At 59.0% G+C, this 16,896-nt stretch carries 15 protein-coding genes; 6 read left to right on the top strand and 9 right to left on the bottom strand.

Annotation, left to right across the window (positions count from 1 at the left end; all coding sequences use genetic code 11):
- Window positions 1-6: 6 nt before the first annotated feature.
- The gene (locus tag Q0931_RS06045) at window positions 7-810 is read right to left on the bottom strand and encodes an SDR family oxidoreductase (RefSeq protein WP_299258290.1); all 804 of its coding nucleotides are present in this window, start codon (window positions 808-810) and stop codon (window positions 7-9) included.
- 135 nt (window positions 811-945) lie between these two features.
- Window positions 946-2,265: an MFS transporter gene (locus tag Q0931_RS06040; protein ID WP_299258288.1), complete on the bottom strand. Its 1,320-nt coding sequence runs from the start codon at window positions 2,263-2,265 to the stop codon at window positions 946-948.
- A 279-nt stretch (window positions 2,266-2,544) separates the two neighbouring features.
- On the opposite strand from Q0931_RS06040, the gene argE reads away from it, so the two are divergent.
- The 3 genes from argE (at window position 2,545) to Q0931_RS06025 (ending at window position 4,840) form a co-directional block, all read left to right on the top strand.
- Window positions 2,545-3,720, top strand: coding sequence for an acetylornithine deacetylase (argE, locus tag Q0931_RS06035; protein WP_299258286.1), 1,176 nt, complete (start codon window positions 2,545-2,547; stop codon window positions 3,718-3,720).
- A gap of 259 nt (window positions 3,721-3,979) precedes the next feature.
- Complete coding sequence (locus Q0931_RS06030; RefSeq protein WP_299258284.1) at window positions 3,980-4,234, top strand: hypothetical protein; 255 nt, start codon at window positions 3,980-3,982, stop codon at window positions 4,232-4,234.
- A 180-nt stretch (window positions 4,235-4,414) separates the two neighbouring features.
- A complete protein-coding gene (locus tag Q0931_RS06025; RefSeq protein WP_299258282.1) occupies window positions 4,415-4,840 on the top strand; it encodes an RcnB family protein in 426 nt (141 codons plus the stop codon).
- Window positions 4,841-4,919: 79 nt separating this feature from the next.
- Here the strand turns inward: Q0931_RS06025 and Q0931_RS06020 are convergent, their stop codons facing one another.
- The 4 genes from Q0931_RS06020 to Q0931_RS06005 form a co-directional block, all read right to left on the bottom strand.
- Window positions 4,920-5,351, bottom strand: a complete 432-nt coding sequence (locus Q0931_RS06020) for an OsmC family protein (protein WP_299258281.1) — start codon at window positions 5,349-5,351, stop codon at window positions 4,920-4,922.
- Between the two features lie 111 nt (window positions 5,352-5,462).
- Window positions 5,463-5,963, bottom strand: coding sequence for a thiol peroxidase (gene tpx, locus Q0931_RS06015; RefSeq protein ID WP_299258280.1), 501 nt, complete (start codon window positions 5,961-5,963; stop codon window positions 5,463-5,465).
- 80 nt (window positions 5,964-6,043) lie between these two features.
- Complete coding sequence (locus Q0931_RS06010; RefSeq protein ID WP_299258279.1) at window positions 6,044-6,595, bottom strand: histidine phosphatase family protein; 552 nt, start codon at window positions 6,593-6,595, stop codon at window positions 6,044-6,046.
- Between the two features lie 139 nt (window positions 6,596-6,734).
- On the bottom strand, window positions 6,735-8,411 hold the full coding sequence (locus Q0931_RS06005; RefSeq protein WP_299258278.1) for a glucan biosynthesis protein: 1,677 nt from the start codon (window positions 8,409-8,411) through the stop codon (window positions 6,735-6,737).
- Between the two features lie 453 nt (window positions 8,412-8,864).
- Here Q0931_RS06005 and Q0931_RS06000 point away from each other — a divergent pair, with 453 nt between their 5' ends.
- Window positions 8,865-10,163 carry an exonuclease SbcCD subunit D C-terminal domain-containing protein gene (locus Q0931_RS06000; protein ID WP_299258277.1) on the top strand — a complete coding sequence of 433 codons (1,299 nt, stop codon included), beginning with the start codon at window positions 8,865-8,867 and terminating at the stop codon, window positions 10,161-10,163.
- Entirely contained in the window at window positions 10,160-13,468 is a 3,309-nt protein-coding gene (locus Q0931_RS05995; RefSeq protein ID WP_299258276.1) for an AAA family ATPase, read from the top strand. The genes Q0931_RS06000 and Q0931_RS05995 overlap by 4 nt, the downstream gene beginning before the upstream one ends.
- 58 nt (window positions 13,469-13,526) lie before the next feature.
- On the opposite strand, the gene Q0931_RS05990 is transcribed toward Q0931_RS05995, so the two are convergent.
- Together Q0931_RS05990 and Q0931_RS05985 are read right to left on the bottom strand one after the other, a co-directional pair.
- The gene (locus Q0931_RS05990) at window positions 13,527-13,976 is read right to left on the bottom strand and encodes a FlxA-like family protein (RefSeq protein WP_299258275.1); all 450 of its coding nucleotides are present in this window, start codon (window positions 13,974-13,976) and stop codon (window positions 13,527-13,529) included.
- A 198-nt stretch (window positions 13,977-14,174) separates the two neighbouring features.
- Window positions 14,175-14,753 (bottom strand): hypothetical protein, encoded by a 579-nt coding sequence (locus Q0931_RS05985; protein ID WP_299258274.1) that lies wholly within the window; start codon window positions 14,751-14,753, stop codon window positions 14,175-14,177.
- Window positions 14,754-15,079: 326 nt separating this feature from the next.
- On the opposite strand from Q0931_RS05985, the gene Q0931_RS05980 reads away from it, so the two are divergent.
- Window positions 15,080-16,099, top strand: a complete 1,020-nt coding sequence (locus tag Q0931_RS05980) for an alpha/beta hydrolase (protein ID WP_299258273.1) — start codon at window positions 15,080-15,082, stop codon at window positions 16,097-16,099.
- A gap of 27 nt (window positions 16,100-16,126) precedes the next feature.
- On the opposite strand, the gene nfi is transcribed toward Q0931_RS05980, so the two are convergent.
- On the bottom strand, window positions 16,127-16,855 hold the full coding sequence (gene nfi / locus Q0931_RS05975) for a deoxyribonuclease V (protein ID WP_299258272.1): 729 nt from the start codon (window positions 16,853-16,855) through the stop codon (window positions 16,127-16,129).
- Between the last annotated feature and the right edge of the window lie 41 nt (window positions 16,856-16,896).

The following is a 16,896-nucleotide window of genomic DNA, read 5'->3' as shown; positions in this document are numbered from 1 at the left end:
CCCGGGCTAGACGCCCAGGTCATGGTCCGGGCGCATGTCGTAGCGCATGACGTTGTGCATGAAGGCGCCATCGACATAAAGCGTGGTGCCGGTGATATAACGCGCCTGCTCCGAGCACAGAAAGACCGTGACGCCGGCCACATCCCTTGTCTCGCCAATAAAGCCCAGCGGTATCCAGCGGTTCATGTTGTCGATGCCAAGCCGCTCGTTGTCTTCCTGGTTGATATCGGTGCTGATGGCACCCGGCGACAGTCCGACCACGCGAACACCGTACTCGCCCCACTCCACGGCGGCAGCACGTGTCAGGGTCTTGAGACCGGCCTTGGCCACGCTGTAGTGCGCCACGCCCTTTCTGACCACTTCATCATGAATGGACTGGACATTGATGATGACACCGCCCTGCCCGGCCGTTTTCATGCGTCGTGCCGCGTGCTGCGAGCAATAGAACGGCGCATTGAGATTGACGTTCATCAGGGCCTGCCAGTCCTCGCGCGGCATGTCTTCCAGCGCGTGGGCGTTTTCAAAGCCGGCGTTGTTGATCAGGATATCGATCCGGTCGAACTGGCCATCAAACTGCTCGAACATGTCATCGATGGCCTGCGGGTCGCCCAGATCGGCGACCACCACGCCGGTTTTGACGCCGCACTCACTGGCCAGACGCTTGGCAGTGTCATTGACCTCGTCACGAGGCTTGCGCGTATGAAAGGCCACGTTGGCACCGGCACGGGCGAGCGCCTCGGCCATATGTGCGCCAATCCCGCGGTTGGCGCCGGTCACCAGTGCCGTTTTGCCCTTGAGGCTGATCTCCATCGGTTTCTCCCTGAAAGAATGGTCCATGACACCCTGTTTATAACACCATGGCCCGGAGCAGATGCCCCTGAACGGCCATAAAAAAGCCAGGCTCCCATGAGCCTGGCTGATAAGCGTCTGACAGGAAAGGCCGTCTCAGTGCGCCGGCTGGGCGCGGTAGTGATAATGACGTCTGGCCAGCATGATCCCCATGACCACGCCCACGCTCATGACACCGGCGACATACCAGGCCGGCGACATCGGCAGGGTTTTAATCGACGTGGTCACGATCATCGGCGTCAGGCCACCGGCAATGGCATAGGCCACGTTGTAGGAAAACGAAAGTCCCGTAAAACGAATGGCCGCCGGAAACGACTTGACCGCAATGGCCGGCACGATCCCGGTCAGCCCGCCGAAAAAGCCCACCAGCGCGTAGAGCGGAAACAGCAGGCTCACGTCGTGGTGCATCAGCCAGAAGAAATAGAAGTACGTGATGCCGAGTCCGGCGCAGGAGATCGCCAGCACGATACCATCGCCAATGCGGTCCGCCAGCGCACCGGCGCTCAGACAACCGATGATCAAACAGACGATTGCCACGCAGTTGGCCTGCAGCGTCAGGCCGCGATCGATGCCGGCAAAGCTTTGCAGAAGCGTTGGCGTCATCAGAATCGTGACCACCACCGCTGCCGTCAGAAGCCAGGTGGCAATCATGGAGATGGCCACACCCGGCAGGTAGTCACGCAGCAGGGTACGCATGGGCAGCTCCTCGGAGAGGGTCTTGTTCTCCTGCATCTCGGTAAACACCGGTGTCTCATGCAGATAGCGACGCAGATAAAGCGTCACGAAGCCCAGCACGCCGCCGACCAGAAAGGGCACTCGCCAGCCCCAGTTGTACAGGGTTTCCTCGCTCATGACGTAGTTCAGCCCGGTGGCCATCAGCGAACCCAGCAAAATGCCGGCGACCAGCCCCGCCGACAGGGTGCTGGTCGCAAAGGCCGTGTGGCGGGCCGGCACATGCTCGGTCACGAACACCCAGGCGCCGGGCGCCTCGCCGCCGATGGCCGCGCCCTGCAGCATGCGCATGGCCAGCAGCAGAATCGGCGCCAGATAGCCGATCGTGGCATAAGTAGGCAAAAGGCCCATGAGCAGGGTCGGCAGGGCCATGAGCATGATGGAAAGCATGAACATCTTCTTGCGGCCCAGCCGGTCACCGAAGTGCGCCATGATGACGCCACCAATGGGACGAGCGATATAGCCGGCGGCGAAGATGCCGAAGGTCTGTACCAGACGCAGCCATTCAGGCATGTCGGGCGGAAAGAAGAGCTGACCGACCACGCTTGCAAAGAAAACAAAGATCACGAAATCGTAGAACTCAAGCGCACCACCCAGTGCGGAAAGCCCCAATGTCTTGATATCGCGGGCGCCCAACGGACGCGTCACGGACGTCGATGGTCCGTTTGAATTGGCATTGTTCATGGGAAAGGTCGCTATCGAAAAAGCAGTTGACGTGGCACATACAGAGTCAATCTGATCGCGGATCACGCGACCTGAACACCGGCATTCGCGGATCACGCAAAATGAGGGCCGGCTGAAGCGGGTTTGATCATATCAGAAAAATCACGCACAAAAGTCGACAGAAGTTCCCCGCACAAGGTGAACTTTCATGTCGCCAGGGCTGCGTTACACTTCCTGTCATGACCTGCCTCCCTGATGTCCGGCAGGTACCCCTTTTTTGTACAAGATGCCGAGAACGCCATGACAACCACACCTGCTTCACTGCCCACCACTGCCCGGGACATTCTGGCCACGCTCGTTGGCTTCAACGTGCTGTCCCGACAGTCCAATCTGGCCCTGATCGAGTGGGTCGAACAGTATCTCGATGCTTATGGCGTCAGTCATGAGCGTATTCCCAGCGATGACGGCGAGCGCTTCAACCTGCTGGCCCGTATCGGTCCTGATGTCGCCGGTGGCGTCGTATTGTCCGGCCATACCGATGTTGTCCCTGTCGAGGGCCAGAACTGGCAGAGCGACCCCTTCACCCTGATCGAGCGGGACGGGCACCTCTATGGCCGGGGCAGCTGTGACATGAAAGGCTTTCTGGCCTGTGCACTGTCAGGCGTGCCGGACTGGTCCCGGCGCGACCTGAAACGCCCCATCTGGCTGGCATTTTCCTACGACGAGGAGATTGGCTGTCTGGGTGCCCCCCGCATGATCGAGCATCTGGTCAGGCACCACCCCTCCCCCTCCGCCGTCATTGTGGGCGAGCCCACCCTGATGGCACCGGTCATTCTACAAAAGGGCATCACGACGCTCAAAACGGTGGTCCATGGCGTCCCGTCTCATTCCAGTCAGGTCAACCAGGGCATCTCGGCCATTCATGTGGCGGCACGTCTTGTCAGCCGCATCGAGGACATCATGAGCGAGCTTGCCGAAGACGAGCATCTCAATGACGCCTTTAATGTGCCCCACTCAAGCCTTCATGTCGGCACCATTCACGGCGGCAACGCCATCAACATCATGGCGCAGCACTGCGAGTTTGACTGGGAAATTCGCCACTTGCCCGAGGAGGGGTTCGAGGCTGTCTACGCTCGCTTTCGCGAATACAGCGACGAACTTGAAAGGACGCTCAAGGCCATCAATGCCGACTTTGCCATCGAGACCACCACGCTGACCCGGACCGTGCCCGGCCTTGAAAACCGTGATAACGATCAGCCCATGGCACTGCTCAAGCGCCTTGGCGTGTGCGAAGAGGGTCAGGCCGTTGCTTATGCCACTGAAGCCGGACAGTTCCAGCAGGCCGGCCTGCAGGCCGTCATCTGTGGCCCCGGCAGCATTGAGCAGGCCCATCGGGCCGATGAATTCATCTCGCTTGAGCAGCTCACCAGAGGTCAACGTTTCATGCAGACCCTGGGAGAAACAATGACAGAGTAGAGTCGTCAAGGCGTTTGAGGCTTGAGACTTCGGGCTCGGCTCAAGGCCGTGATGACAGTAGAATCCAGCAGACAGGCAGGTGAGCATCAGTGCTCATGGAGAGTCCGGTCAGAAGGGTTGATGCAAAAGCGTGAATTTTGCTGATTCAACCATCTATACTGTCACATAACGTAACGGCACAGCCAGGGATCAGGCCGATATCGATACTGTGCAGATGAAAAAAGAAACACTGCTGTTACAGTTCAAGGGAGGGAGCCTCATGAAATTTTTCAAACGTGGTTCGACATCTGCCGATACGTCGCAAAGCAGCCATGCAGAACTTGCCTCGTCTCCGGAGCGGGCTTCCGTCGTGATGATCGATGACAGCGAATATGATCGTCAGGAAGGATTTGTTCAACTCAAACATCGCCTTCAGCGTGCAGAATGGCGGCAGCGACAGGCATACTACGAAAAGTATGGCGCCGCGCCGGCGCCAAGCATTATTCGGCCAGAACAGGATTGGCTGGTGCATTGAATGGCTGTTGCACCCTCGTTACCGTCTCGTTCGTCCGGCGGGGCCGCTTCCAGGAAAGCGGCCCCTTGTGTATGCCACAATAAAAAGCATCCCTTAACAACTCTCATGAGGATTATGCCGACGACACGTTCGTTGTCCCGGGGTAATCCGGCTTCAATATTTTGCTGGAAGGAAACTGGAATGCGTATGTGTCCAGCGTTTGTGAAAGTATCCCTGAGCCTGATGCTTGTACTGCTTCAAAGCCACGTACAGGCAGCGCCCCAGACTCAGCAGGGGTATCAGGTCTCGCCGGGCGCGAGTGCCACTCGTGAATCCCAGAGCGGCCCGAAGGTAGATCGTCGTCTGGTTCTGAGAACCCTTGCCGCCCATCGGGAAGACTTCAAGCGTCAGACCTTTGACGCGGTTGTCCCGCCGCTGGAAATGGGTGACCGGTTACCGGAGAACGCCGAAAGTGAGCGGCTACCTGACACGGTCAAACAGGCCCTGCCACGTTATGAGGGGTATGCCTGGCGTCGAATCGGCAACGATATTGTCCTGATCGGCATTGCCTCCGATACCTTTTACGATATTTTCCCGGGCGTGCTGAAGGATCCCGATACGCCATAAAAGCGTCGACCGGATCAAAAAAAGGCCCCGCCAGAAGCGGGGCCTTTTTTGATCACCACAAAATTACCCGGCCGAGATGTCAGCCTTCAAGAGTTGCCTCAAGCGTGATGTCGGCATTGAACAGGCGTGAAATCGGGCAACCTTCCTTCGCCGCGTTGGCGGCCTTTTCAAAGGCCTGCTGATCGGCACCCGGGATGCGGGCAACCGTTTTTAAAGCTACCTTGCTGATATAGAAGCCGCTATCGTCCTGATCCAGTGTCACCGTCGCTTCTGTCTGAATGCTTTCGGGCTCCAGATCCGATTGCCCCAGAATCATGGACAGTGCCATGGAATAACAGCTGGCATGGGCCGCCCCGATCAGCTCTTCCGGGTTGGTGCCCGGCTGGCCTTCAAAGCGGGTATTGAAACCGTAGGGATTTTCCTTGAGCGCGCCGCTTTCAGTGGAGACGACGCCCTTTCCCCGCTTCAGGCTTCCCTTCCATTCGGCAGAACCTTGCTTCTGAATGGCCATTACATGCCTCCCTGGTGCAGATAGTCTTTGAAAGTTCCTGTATCCGGCTGGACACTTTTCACAGGATAGTCAGTCCTGCCACGCTGACAACTTCCTCAAGGACAGGTATTTCTACAGGACCGATAGTGCCGCCTCATAATCAGGCTCATTCTTGATCTGATCAACCAGTTCGCTGTGCAGCACCTGATTGTGTTCGTCCAGCACGATCACGGCGCGCGCGCAGAGCCCTCGTGGACGGCCACTCTGAATATCCACGCCCCAGGCCTGAGCAAATTCCGCATGATGACGAAACGTTGAGAGCATCAGCACGTTATCCAGCCCTTCCGCGCCGCAAAAGCGACCGGCCGCAAAGGGCAGATCCGCCGAAATCACCAGGACCACCGTATTCTCAAGCGTTGACGCCTGCTCGTTGAACTTGCGCGTGGAGGTGGCACAGGTGCCGGTATCAATGCTGGGCACGATCGAGAGCACCTTGCGCTGCCCGGCAAAATCTTCAAGAGAGATGTCGTTCATCTCCCGGCCCGTCAGAAAAAACGGCGGCGCCTTGTCACCCGGCTCGGGGAAGCGGCCGCCCACCTCAACGTGGTCATCGCCATAGCCTACTGTCGTCATGAAAACACCTCCCTTTCTGATCCGTGTGATGGTCTTCATTACAGAGTTTTACAAAGGATGGGTACGGCTATCCTGTCAGACTAGCCCTGCCAGGGCGTGAGCTGCCAGACTTCTTGACCCGCGCTCGGTGGCTGACACCACACAGGCGCGACATTGCCAATACGGGCGCCGTAGGGATGCCCCTGGGTCACGTTGCAGATCACTCGAAAGATGCCGGAATGCGCCACGACCAGTGGGTACTCAAAGCGTGTCAGCAGCTCATTGAGGCTATCCACCACCCGACCCTGGAAGTCTGCCCAGGCCTCGCCCCCTTCCGGCGTGTCGAAATAGGGCATGGGGTCCTGAATGGGTGTTTTTTCAAGCGCCCCCCAGTGGCGCTCTCGCAGTCCGGCATAGAAGTGCAGCTGACTGTCGGGCAGCGCCAATCGAGCCGTTTTGCGGGCCCGAAACATGGTGCTGACGGCCACATGTGACCATGGCCTCTGATCCAGCAGGATGCCGACCTCTCGCGCCTGTGACTCGCCGCGCGGTGTCAGGGGCACATCCGGGCTGCCGGCAATGAGATAGGCACGGTTATAGAAGGTTTCGCCGTGGCGAAGAAAAACAAAGGGACGCGGTAATAGCTCGGTCATTGAAAATTCCGGCACTTGTCAGTCAGCGGTCAATCCTTTCAGTGTACGCCTCGCAACAGGCAGGCGTTACCCTTCAAAAATAATGCACAATAAAACGGACCCCGCAGGGTCCGTTGCAACACGATTCACGCCTTTGGGCTCAGCCGTGGCGATCCCAGTTGCGCTCACCCGGTGCCGGCGGCACAAACTGATAAAGCCAGGTTTCGCTGAGCGTCTGGTCACCCTGACGCAGATAAACTCGCAGCGTGACCGGGTCGGTCTGCTCGCTTTTGGGATACCAGTCAAACTGCGCACGCCACATCTGCAGCGGGCCGCCCAGTTTTTTGACCGATACAACCTGCGTCTCACCGCTGGAAGCGGACACGACCGCCTCCATCGGCGCATCGGGTGGCATGTCGTTGATGGGCGCCCCACGGAAATCGACCGCAAATCGACGTGCCCACGTTTCGGGTGAATGCTCACCGGGAATCCAGCCATCACGCACCGCACCGATCCCGCTCCAGGTCTTGTCGACCTGGCCGACGGAAGGCTTCACGGGGGGATGCGGGCTCCAGTACAGATTGTAGCTATAGCTCAGCGTCTGCCCTGCCTCGACCGGCTCTGCTGGCTGCCAGAAGGCGGCGATGTTATCGACCGTTTCCCCCATGGTCTGAAGCTCGATCAGCGTGATCGACCCCTTGCCCCAGTCACTGGTCGGCTCACACCAGAGACTCGGACGGGCATGATAGTAGTTGACCACATCGCGGTAGTGCTCAAAGTCATGGTCATCCTGCACCAGTCCAAACCCGCGCGGGTTTTCATCTTCAAAGGTGTTGTACTGAAGGGCATCAGGATTATAAAGCGGTCGGCAAATCCACTCGCCATCCCCGCTCCAGATCGAGAGCCGGTCGGAATCATGCACCTGCGGAATGATGGTATCGCGCCGCATCCGCTGACTTGTGCCATTGAGGAACATGCTGGTCATGGGAGAAATGCCCAGACGCTCGATGCTCTTGCGCGGGTAGACATTGGCCTCTACGCCCATGACCACGCGTTCGGACTGACAGTCGATATCAAATTTATACGCCCCGGTCGCGCTGGGAGAGTCCAGCAGGGCATAGACGGTAAAGCGGGCACGATTGGCCGGTGGCTCGTCAAACCAGAAATGCGTGAATACCGGGAACTCTTCCTGTCCCTCTTCCGGCGGCATGGCAGTATCGATGGCCAGTCCGCGCGCCGACAGACCGAACTGATTGTTCTTGTCGATGGCGCGGAAATAGCTGGCCCCCAGAAAGGAAACCACGTTGGCCAGTGCCGAAAAGTCCGGATTGCGTGATACCCGCCAGCCGGCAAAACCCAGATCATGACCCTTGAGCTGGTCAACATCGATGCCCGTCCCCTCGTAGGTAAAGAGCTCGGGGCGAAAATGAATCTCGTAGGCCTTGTCATCAACCACGCTGTACATGCGCACCGGCTGGTTGAACTGCATGCCAACGTGAAAGAACTGGGCCTGAACCGCTGAATTGCCGCGATCGGACCACAGGGCATGGTTCTGATCGTACTGGATGGCCTGATATTCAAGCGGGTCAAGATTGTCGAGTGTCAGCGTCTCGGGCAGCTTCTCGGTGGTATCCTGATACTCGGATTTTGCCATATCCCGCGCATGTGACTTGAGCCAGTCAAAATCGAAATCGGTGCCCTTGTCATCCAGCGCTACCTCGACCCCCTCACCCGGGCCACGAGCGTTATTGCTACTGGCGCGAGCCAACAGGGATTTGGTCGACATGCCCAGCGCAGAGAGCGCAGCAGATGCCTTGAGTAGAGTTCTTCGATCCATGGACAAGACTTTCCTTTTGAGACGATACGACCCTGCCCGAGCCGCTATCCAGTATTGAGTTGATACAGGGCCGGGCCATCATGAGGCTTTCGAATGGCCCAGGGTTAACCAGAATCGACCATCGCATGCACTGGCAGTTCCTTGCGGCTGCGTAAAACATGGTGACGCCGTGTCACTGTTTATCGCCTGCTCCACCTCGCTGCCTCGGCTTTCTGCAGGAGCATGCCTGTGGTTGCCGACCCTGTGATGGGCCAAAAATATACTCGTATTAAACAGGCGTTCCTATTACGTCGACCTTGAGACACATCAAAACGGGATGCCGCTTTCAAAAAGGCACGAAGGCTGACCCTGCCATTACAACCCGGAACCCCTCATCATTTTTCAAATTGCTCGATCACCCTTGCATGATCCCGATATCCTTGGTCCTTTCTCTCATGATAATAGTAGCGCCTGATGAAACTGATCCATACCGCTGACTGGCATCTCGGCCAGTGTTTTCACGGCCAGTCACGCCATAACGAGCATCATGACTTTCTTGACTGGTTGCTGGAGACCCTCAGCGAGCGACAGCCTGACGCTCTGCTGATCGCCGGCGATATCTTTGATGTCATCAATCCCTCCATGGCAGCCCAGGCACTACTGTATGATTTTCTGATCAAGGCGCATGAGCGTCTGCCGCAACTGACCATTGTCATGATTGCCGGCAACCACGACAGCGGCACGCGCGTCGAACTGCCCGCCCCGCTTCTGCGCCGTTTGAACACCCATGCGCTGGGACGCATCCTCTGGCATGACAGCGGCGAGCCCGATGTGGATCGCCTGATTGTTCCCCTGCCGGACAGACACGGCGTGATACGTGCCTGGTGTCTGGCCCTGCCCTTTCTGCGCCCGGCCGAAGTGACCGGGGCCCCCGACGAGGTGGCCTTGTCCGACACATCGCAAGCCTCAGAGACAGCGCCCCGAACGGCCGGTGACCGCTACGTCCGCGGCATGGTGCGCGTTCATGAAGCGCTGTTTGAAGCCGGCATTCAAAAGCGCGCCCCGGGACAGGCTCTGATCGCCATGAGCCATGCCCATCTCCATGGTGCCAGCGTGTCCGAGCACAGCGAGCGTCCCATCGTGATTGGGGGCGAAGAGTCGCTATCGGCGTCGCTTTTCCCGGCCGAGGTGGCCTATGTCGCCCTGGGGCATCTGCACAAGCCCCAGCGGGTGGGCAGTGACCATATCCGCTATAGCGGCTCGCCACTGGCAATGGATTTCTCCGAGACCCACTATCCGCATCAGGTGCTTGAAGTGACCCTTGAGGGCGAACACGTTAACGAGGTGACATCACTGCCCATCCCTCGCAGCGTTGCCATGCACCGGGTCGGGCCTTCATCGCTTGATGAGGTGCTCGACGCGCTGGCAGGCACCGATTTTTTGGACGACACGCAGACCGATCTGCCGCGCGAGAAGTGGCCCTGGCTTGATGTGCGCGTGATCCTGAAGGCGCCCCGGGTAGATCTGCGTCCTCTCATCGAGAAGGCCCTCAAGGGCAAGGCCGTGCGTCTGGTCAGCATCACGACCCGAATGGCGCAGCCTCCAGCGCCGGAGCAGAGGGGCGAGTCACTGGACACACTGGGCCCGGCGGAGCTGTTCGCCCGCACCTGGGCCAGAGAGTTTGGCGATGCCCCACCCGATGAGGTCATGCAGGATGTTCAGGCCCTGCTGCAGACGCTGCATGACGATGAGTCGTCCGAGGACACCCCATGAGAATTCTGGCCCTTCGCCTTCATAACATCGCCTCGCTGAGCGGCCCGCACACCATCGACTTCACCGCCAGCCCGCTCGACAGCGCAGGGCTGTTTGCCATTACAGGCCCTACCGGCGCCGGCAAGAGTACGCTGCTGGATGCCCTGTGCCTGGCGCTTTATGGCAGCACACCTCGCCTGCGTGGCGCCCCCGGCCGGGACTCCGTCTCCCCCGATGTCGGGGAGGAAACCCTGACCACCGCGGACCCGCGGACCCTGCTGCGCAGAGGTGAAAGCAGCGGCTACGCCGAGGTCGATTTTCGCGGCCGGGATGGTGCGCATTACCGCGCCTGCTGGCGAGTACGGCGCGCCCGCCACAAGGCGGATGGCAAGCTTCAGGGGGTCGAGCAGAGTCTGATGTCACTGCCGGATGAGCGAATTATCACCTCGCAAAAGCGGGAATTCGATCGTCTTCTGCCGCAGCACCTGGGCCTGAGTTTCGAGCAGTTCACCCGGGCGGTACTGCTGGCGCAGAGCGAGTTCAGTACCTTTTTGAAAGCCGATGACAATCAGCGCAGCGAACTGCTGGAGAAGCTGACCGACACCGACATCTACTCGCGCCTCTCGATTGCCGCCTTTCAACGCACCCGCGACAGTGAGCGCGAGGTCGCCGCGCTGGAGGCACAGCTCGGGCATCAAACGCCGGCCGACCCCGAGGCGCGCGAAGCGCTTGAGCAGCAGGCCGCCGAGACACTGACACAGCTCCAGAAACTTCAGACACAACAGCAGGCGCTTGAGCGCGAGCAGGCATGGCTGGCCACCGATGAACGGCTTGAGTCGCACTGGTATCGCGCCTGTCAGGCTCATGAAGACGCACTGAGCGCGCAACAGGCACAGACCGGGCAGCGTCAATGGCTGTCCCGGCTCGAGGCGCTGGCCCCCGCGCGCCATTTATTCGTGCAGCACGAGGCGCTGGCGGCCTCGATCAAGCCCCTTGAAGATCGCCTTTGTACAGCGCGCGAGCATCTTGCGACCGCCAGCCGCCAGCGCGATGACATGGCCAGCCAGCAGGAAACACATCGAGCCCATCTGGAGACCAGTCGTCAGCAGCACCGACAGCAGCAGCCATTGCTGGCCCAGTGCGCCCTGGATGAACAGCGATATCGGGATCTGCATCAGCGTGTCCTGCATACCGAGCAGCAGCTTGGGGAATACCGACAGACCCTGTCGGATCAGGAGAAAGCACTTGCCCACTGCCGACACAGGGAGTACCAGCAGCGAGCGTCCCTGCAGGAACTGGATGCACGACTCGAGCAACTGACCGAAGACGCACCCTCCTTTACGCAGTGGCGCGAAGCCACTCAGAACCAGCTGGATCAGTACCGGCAAAAGCGTCAGGCGCTGCGCGATTTGAAACATGCCCACGACCACTGGCATCAGCTGGACCAACGTTTTCAGGCCCTGGAGACGCATCAGACTACTGATCGCCAGACCCTGAAAATGCTGAAAGAGGAAGGCACTCGAACCCGCGCGGACCTTGACCAGCAAAGCACCACGCTCGAACAGCTCGAGAAAAGCATCGCGAGCCTGCGCGCCGCCCGCAGCGACAGCGTTTTTGCCATGCGTGAAGGACTTGAGACCAACACGGCGTGCCCGGTGTGCGGCAGCCATGACCACCCTTACGCACGTCATCCTCCGCCTCAGCCGGCCCATGACATGCTGGTGGCGACCGAGCGCGAAGAGCAGCGCCAGCTCGATGACGCCCGCCAGGCACGCGACCGTCTTGATCAGCACTGCGCCGAGCTTAGAGGCCGCTACAGCGAACTCCAGAGCCAGATCACGCAGCGGGATGAAGCGCTCGACGCCCTCAACGCACAGCGACACGAGGCTCGCCAGCGCCTTGATGCCTGTGCAGAGAGCGAGACCATGCTGGCAGTCGATCCGGATGATCGTCACGCATGGCTCGAGCGTCGCCTGGCCCACATCACGACCGCCCATGACCAGGCCTCCGAGCATCTGGCGCACTTTGACCGGGACCATCGGACCAGAGCGCCGCTTCAGGAGCAGCTGCATGACCTTGAAGTCGAAGCTGTACGTCTCGAGGCCGGCGTCACGCATACCCGCGAGCAGATTCAGACACTGGACGCCACCCGCGCCCCGCTGATCCGCGAGCGCGAGACGCTGGCCAAAACACTGGAAACACAACTCGGCCATTACCCGGACGTCCATCGCTGGCGTGAGGCGCTCGACCACGAGCTTGAGACCCGTGAGCAACAGCTGGCCGCCACCCAAAAGCAGCGGGAGGCCTGTGATGCGCAGTGCCAGAAGCTCCATCAGGAGGTTGTGCAGCTGCAACAGCAGCATGATGACCAGACGCTTGCCCGCCAGACTCTCTCGGAGGAGATGGCACAGTGGCGCGCGGCACACCCTGACCTCAGTGATCCCACTCTGGCAGCGCTTCTGGCCGTGACGAGCGAGCAGCATCAGCAGTTGGCCCGTGACATGGCAACCGTGGATCAACGCCTCAACGATGCCCACCTGTTGGAGCAGGAGCGCCTGGAGGTGCTGGTGCGTCATCGTCAGCACTACAGTGAACATGCCATATCGGCGCAGGCCGCCATTCCCGAACAGGACGCGTCGCGCACCCTGAAGGCCTGGCGTGATGAGCGACTTGCCGAGCTTGCCCGGCATCAGTCGGATCTTGAAACACATCTCCCCCTGGCCCAGTGCTTGCGCGATGACGCCGACCATGCCCTGCGCCATGATGACCACTGTCGCGCCCAGGCCCGCGAAATCGAACAGGCTCTGGAGCAGCATCGACGTGAAGTGACGCGCTGGGGCCGCATTTCAGGACTGATCGGTGCCGCCGACGGCAAGAAGTTTCGCCGCATTGCCCAGGGCTGGAATCTGGAGCGGCTGATCGAACATGCCAACATCCATCTCCAAAGCCTCGCGCGGCGCTATCGGCTGGCGCGTGGCGGCAGCGAGCTGGGGCTTCTGGTCATCGATACCGATATGGGCGATGAGCGACGCTCGGTGCACTCGCTGTCCGGTGGGGAAACCTTTCTGGTCTCGCTGGCGCTGGCGCTGGCACTGGCTTCGATGGCGTCATCCGAGCTGCAGATCGAAACCCTGTTCATCGATGAAGGCTTTGGCAGCCTCGACCCCCAGTCACTGTCACAGGCCATGGATGCCCTCGACGCGCTGCAATCACTGGGCCGTCGGGTGGGCGTTATCTCGCACGTTCAGGACATGCACGAGCGCATACCGGTTCAAATTCGGGTGTCACCACGTGGCAACGGGCAAAGTGATATTACCCTGATTTGAATATTGTCCTTTTCGGACCTCCTCCTGCTCGACACTATCGAGCAGGAGGAAGATACCCTCAGGCGACAGTATCGACCATCGACCCGCTGGTGCTGCTGCCGCTCTCCTGTAGCGCCTGTGCCAGCTGCGAAGTGATATCTGCCATCTGCGCATTGAGTGAGGCGACCTCACCCTTGAGCGCAGCGGCTGACGCCTTGCTGGCCTCATCGGTGCGAGCCTGTAACTGCTGCATCTGCTGGGTTTTCTCCTGAATCTGCTGCTGCAGCTCTTTTAACTGTTTTTTGAGCTGTGTTATCGCATCAGTACTGCTGTCGTCGCTTTCACTGCTGGCAGCGACGGCACCCCCCGGAGGTGGAGCACCGCGAGAGGCTGGCTGGCCCGCTGGGGCAGCCGAGGCACCCGTTTCTGACACCCCGGCGTCTTCTGTGGCCGTTGACGAACTGCTGGTCGTGTCGGAGGTGACGACACGCGTAAAGGCATTAAGGCTATTGATACCGCTAATCGACATGAGAGATAACTCCTGGTTTTCCCATCACGTATATCGGTAGCCTTAATTTTTTCTGAAACGCTTATCAGAGTTTTCTTGCATATCCCTGATGATTTTAAATGCTTGCGATCACCATAAAGTCATCGAGCCATGAAAGGTGCTGAAAACCATAAAAAAAGGGCCCCGTAGAGGCCCTTTGCATGTTTCGTTTGGCAGAGCTTACAGGGCAAGCCAGGCGGCCAGCACCAGAATGGCCATAAGGCCCACGTACAGCGCCACCCGGATCAGCGGCTTGAACTCGAGTGCCGGAATACTGACCAGCGACAGGCGAGAGAATCGCAGCAGACACCAGATCACCCCCAGCACCACCAGAATAACGATGAAAAACGGCAGGCTGATACCAATGAAAAGTGCCTGCCACTGCGGCACCGTATTGACCGCGCTCGGGCTCAACATCAAAAAGAGCGTCCCACCCAGTGCAAAAAGACCGATATCAAAGGTGGTGCTCAAAAGCCGTGTGCCGATCACTTTCAAAGATCGCGTCACCGGGTTGTCACGCATCAGATCACGCGCCATAAAGGCAATTACGGCAAAAAACAGTGAGACCAGTCCCAGTGCGCTCCAGTAGGAGGAAAAACCGACGCCTTCAGCCGTGCTGCTGCCGGTGGAAATGCCGGTCATCGCTGCATTGCCCTCCCCGCCATTGAGCTGGTGCTGCATCAGCCACTGAGCCAGACCACCGATCAAAATCCAGAGAACGATGGTAAAAAAGAAATCGCCAATACCTTTTTTCTGCATGGCCAGGGGTCCTTTCATTGCGATGGGCGTAGTGGGTTCAGGGGTCATATCATGGCAAACAAACGAACACTTCGACAGTTCTGTATACCCGCCATGCCGCGGCCGGAAGGCCCGGTCTGGCACTGCGACCAGCGATCATGCCAGATCAGATCATTCGGGTTCATGCCTGATCGTGCGCTTGCGGTGCTTTAGACGAGCTTAAAAAGCCGCTTCTGTCACATGATGTCCCGTCATTTTTTGCCAGACTAAACGGCCATCGCCTGATGGATCGCTCGCAATTTCACGATAACGACATCGTATAACGATGCCTGGCAAGGAAATATTTCATGCGCCCCCTTTTGCTGGTCCCACTGCTTGCTTCACTGGCACTGCCTGCCATGGCCGCCGATAGCACTACTGATGAAGCGCCCGTCTACGGCCCCCGACTGGAAGGTTTTGAGTACCCCTGGCCGCTGCATCGTTTTGAACTGACGTCCCAGCAGCAGTCACTTGAAATGATGTACATGGACGTAGCCCCTCAGGGTGAGGCCAACGGGGAAACAGTGGTGCTGATGCATGGCAAAAATTTCTGCGCCGCGACCTGGGAGAGCACCATCAAGGCGCTGACGCAAAAGGGTTATCGCGTGGTTGCTCCAGACCAGATCGGCTTTTGTAAATCCAGCAAGCCGCAGCACTATCAATACAGTCTTCACCAGCTGGCAGCCAACACGAGCGCCCTGCTGTCACATCTTGATATCGACAATGCCACCATCATGGGCCACTCGATGGGCGGTATGCTGGCCACCCGTTACGCCCTGATGTATCCCGAGGCCACGCATCAGCTGGTACTGGTCGACCCTATCGGGCTGGAGGACTGGAAGGCGAAGGGCGTCCCCTGGCAGTCGGTTGATGACTGGTATGAAAGCGGCAAAAAGGCCAGCGCCGAGAAAATGCGCGCCTATCAAAAAGAGACCTACTATGCCGGCCAGTGGCAACCCGAATATGACCGCTGGGTCGAGATGCAGGCCGGCATGTACCGCGGTGAAGGGCGCGATATCAATGCCTGGAGTCAGGCACTGACCTACGACATGGTCTTCACACAGCCAATCGTTTACGAGTTCGGTGACCTTGAGGTGCCTACTCTGCTGATTGTCGGGGACAAGGACAACACCGCGGTTGGCAAGGCCCTGGCACCCGGGGAGGTGCAAAAGACACTGGGCCATTACGACGAGCTGGGGCCGAAAATCGCCGAGCGGATTCCGGAGTCTACCTATGTCCATTTCGAAAATCTGGGGCATTCACCGCAGGTACAGGCTCCCGAGCGTTTTCATGATGCGCTCCTTGAATGGCTTGGTCGGAGCCAGTAAAGGTTGTATTCAGGATAACGGTATATTTTAAAACGATAGATTGTCTTGTCCGGGCGCAATGTCACTTTCAGGGCATCGCGTCTCGGCAGTACGGCGAGAGGCGAGGCGATCAGCCTGTCGGGTAGGTTCGGGCAGCTTGTAGCGGGTCAGACACTGCATCACCCAGTGAATCGAGCTTTCAAGCGATATTCGGTGGCCGGTCGAAATATAGAGCGGCTTGACCCGCTCACGAGTACGCAGCACCGCCCCGATGGTCTCGTTGCGATGGGTCAGTGGAACCCAGCTGCCGCGCGTTTCAGGCACCTCGTCATGCTGGCCACACAAACGGCTTTTGCCTACACCGATGGCCGGCATATCCAGCCAGAGCCCGAGGTGGGCGGCAATGCCCAGCCGACGCGGATGCGCAATACCCATGCCATCCACCATCAGTAGATCAGGCGTGATTGAAAGCTGCTCAAAGGCTTCAATCGCCGCCGGCAATTCTCGAAAACTTAGGAGTCCGGGAATATAGGGCATTGTTGTGGGCGTGCGATGCAATACGCGCTCAACAATTTCCAGCGACGGCCAGCGCATGACCACGATCACCGCACGAGTGGTCTCTCCGCCATCTTCAAAACCGATATCCACGCCGGCAATATGGCTGACCTCGCCCATTTGGTCACGGCATACAATGCGGGGGGCGAGCGATTTCTGTAGCGCAATGGCGCTGTCGGGATCAACGGTCCATTCATGCAACGGCTGAAGTTTTGATGCCATGCTCCCTCCTGATCATCGTATTTTCTGGCTGTTGTGTGAGC

This window comes from uncultured Kushneria sp. (genome assembly GCF_947497025.1).
In the GTDB taxonomy this organism is placed as follows: domain Bacteria; phylum Pseudomonadota; class Gammaproteobacteria; order Pseudomonadales; family Halomonadaceae; genus Kushneria.
Note: the sequence above shows the minus strand (reverse complement) of the source record. Positions and strands in the feature narration are given on the sequence as shown.

Coding starts and splice junctions, on each gene's coding strand:
- Q0931_RS06045 (WP_299258290.1), bottom strand. CDS start 810: ATGGAGATCAGCCTCAAGGGCAAAACGGCACTGGTGACCGGCGCCAAC.
- Q0931_RS06040 (WP_299258288.1), bottom strand. CDS start 2,265: ATGAACAATGCCAATTCAAACGGACCATCGACGTCCGTGACGCGTCCG.
- argE (WP_299258286.1), top strand. CDS start 2,545: ATGACAACCACACCTGCTTCACTGCCCACCACTGCCCGGGACATTCTG.
- Q0931_RS06030 (WP_299258284.1), top strand. CDS start 3,980: ATGAAATTTTTCAAACGTGGTTCGACATCTGCCGATACGTCGCAAAGC.
- Q0931_RS06025 (WP_299258282.1), top strand. CDS start 4,415: ATGCGTATGTGTCCAGCGTTTGTGAAAGTATCCCTGAGCCTGATGCTT.
- Q0931_RS06020 (WP_299258281.1), bottom strand. CDS start 5,351: ATGGCCATTCAGAAGCAAGGTTCTGCCGAATGGAAGGGAAGCCTGAAG.
- tpx (WP_299258280.1), bottom strand. CDS start 5,963: ATGACGACAGTAGGCTATGGCGATGACCACGTTGAGGTGGGCGGCCGC.
- Q0931_RS06010 (WP_299258279.1), bottom strand. CDS start 6,595: ATGACCGAGCTATTACCGCGTCCCTTTGTTTTTCTTCGCCACGGCGAA.
- Q0931_RS06005 (WP_299258278.1), bottom strand. CDS start 8,411: ATGGATCGAAGAACTCTACTCAAGGCATCTGCTGCGCTCTCTGCGCTG.
- Q0931_RS06000 (WP_299258277.1), top strand. CDS start 8,865: ATGAAACTGATCCATACCGCTGACTGGCATCTCGGCCAGTGTTTTCAC.
- Q0931_RS05995 (WP_299258276.1), top strand. CDS start 10,160: ATGAGAATTCTGGCCCTTCGCCTTCATAACATCGCCTCGCTGAGCGGC.
- Q0931_RS05990 (WP_299258275.1), bottom strand. CDS start 13,976: ATGTCGATTAGCGGTATCAATAGCCTTAATGCCTTTACGCGTGTCGTC.
- Q0931_RS05985 (WP_299258274.1), bottom strand. CDS start 14,753: ATGCAGAAAAAAGGTATTGGCGATTTCTTTTTTACCATCGTTCTCTGG.
- Q0931_RS05980 (WP_299258273.1), top strand. CDS start 15,080: ATGCGCCCCCTTTTGCTGGTCCCACTGCTTGCTTCACTGGCACTGCCT.
- nfi (WP_299258272.1), bottom strand. CDS start 16,855: ATGGCATCAAAACTTCAGCCGTTGCATGAATGGACCGTTGATCCCGAC.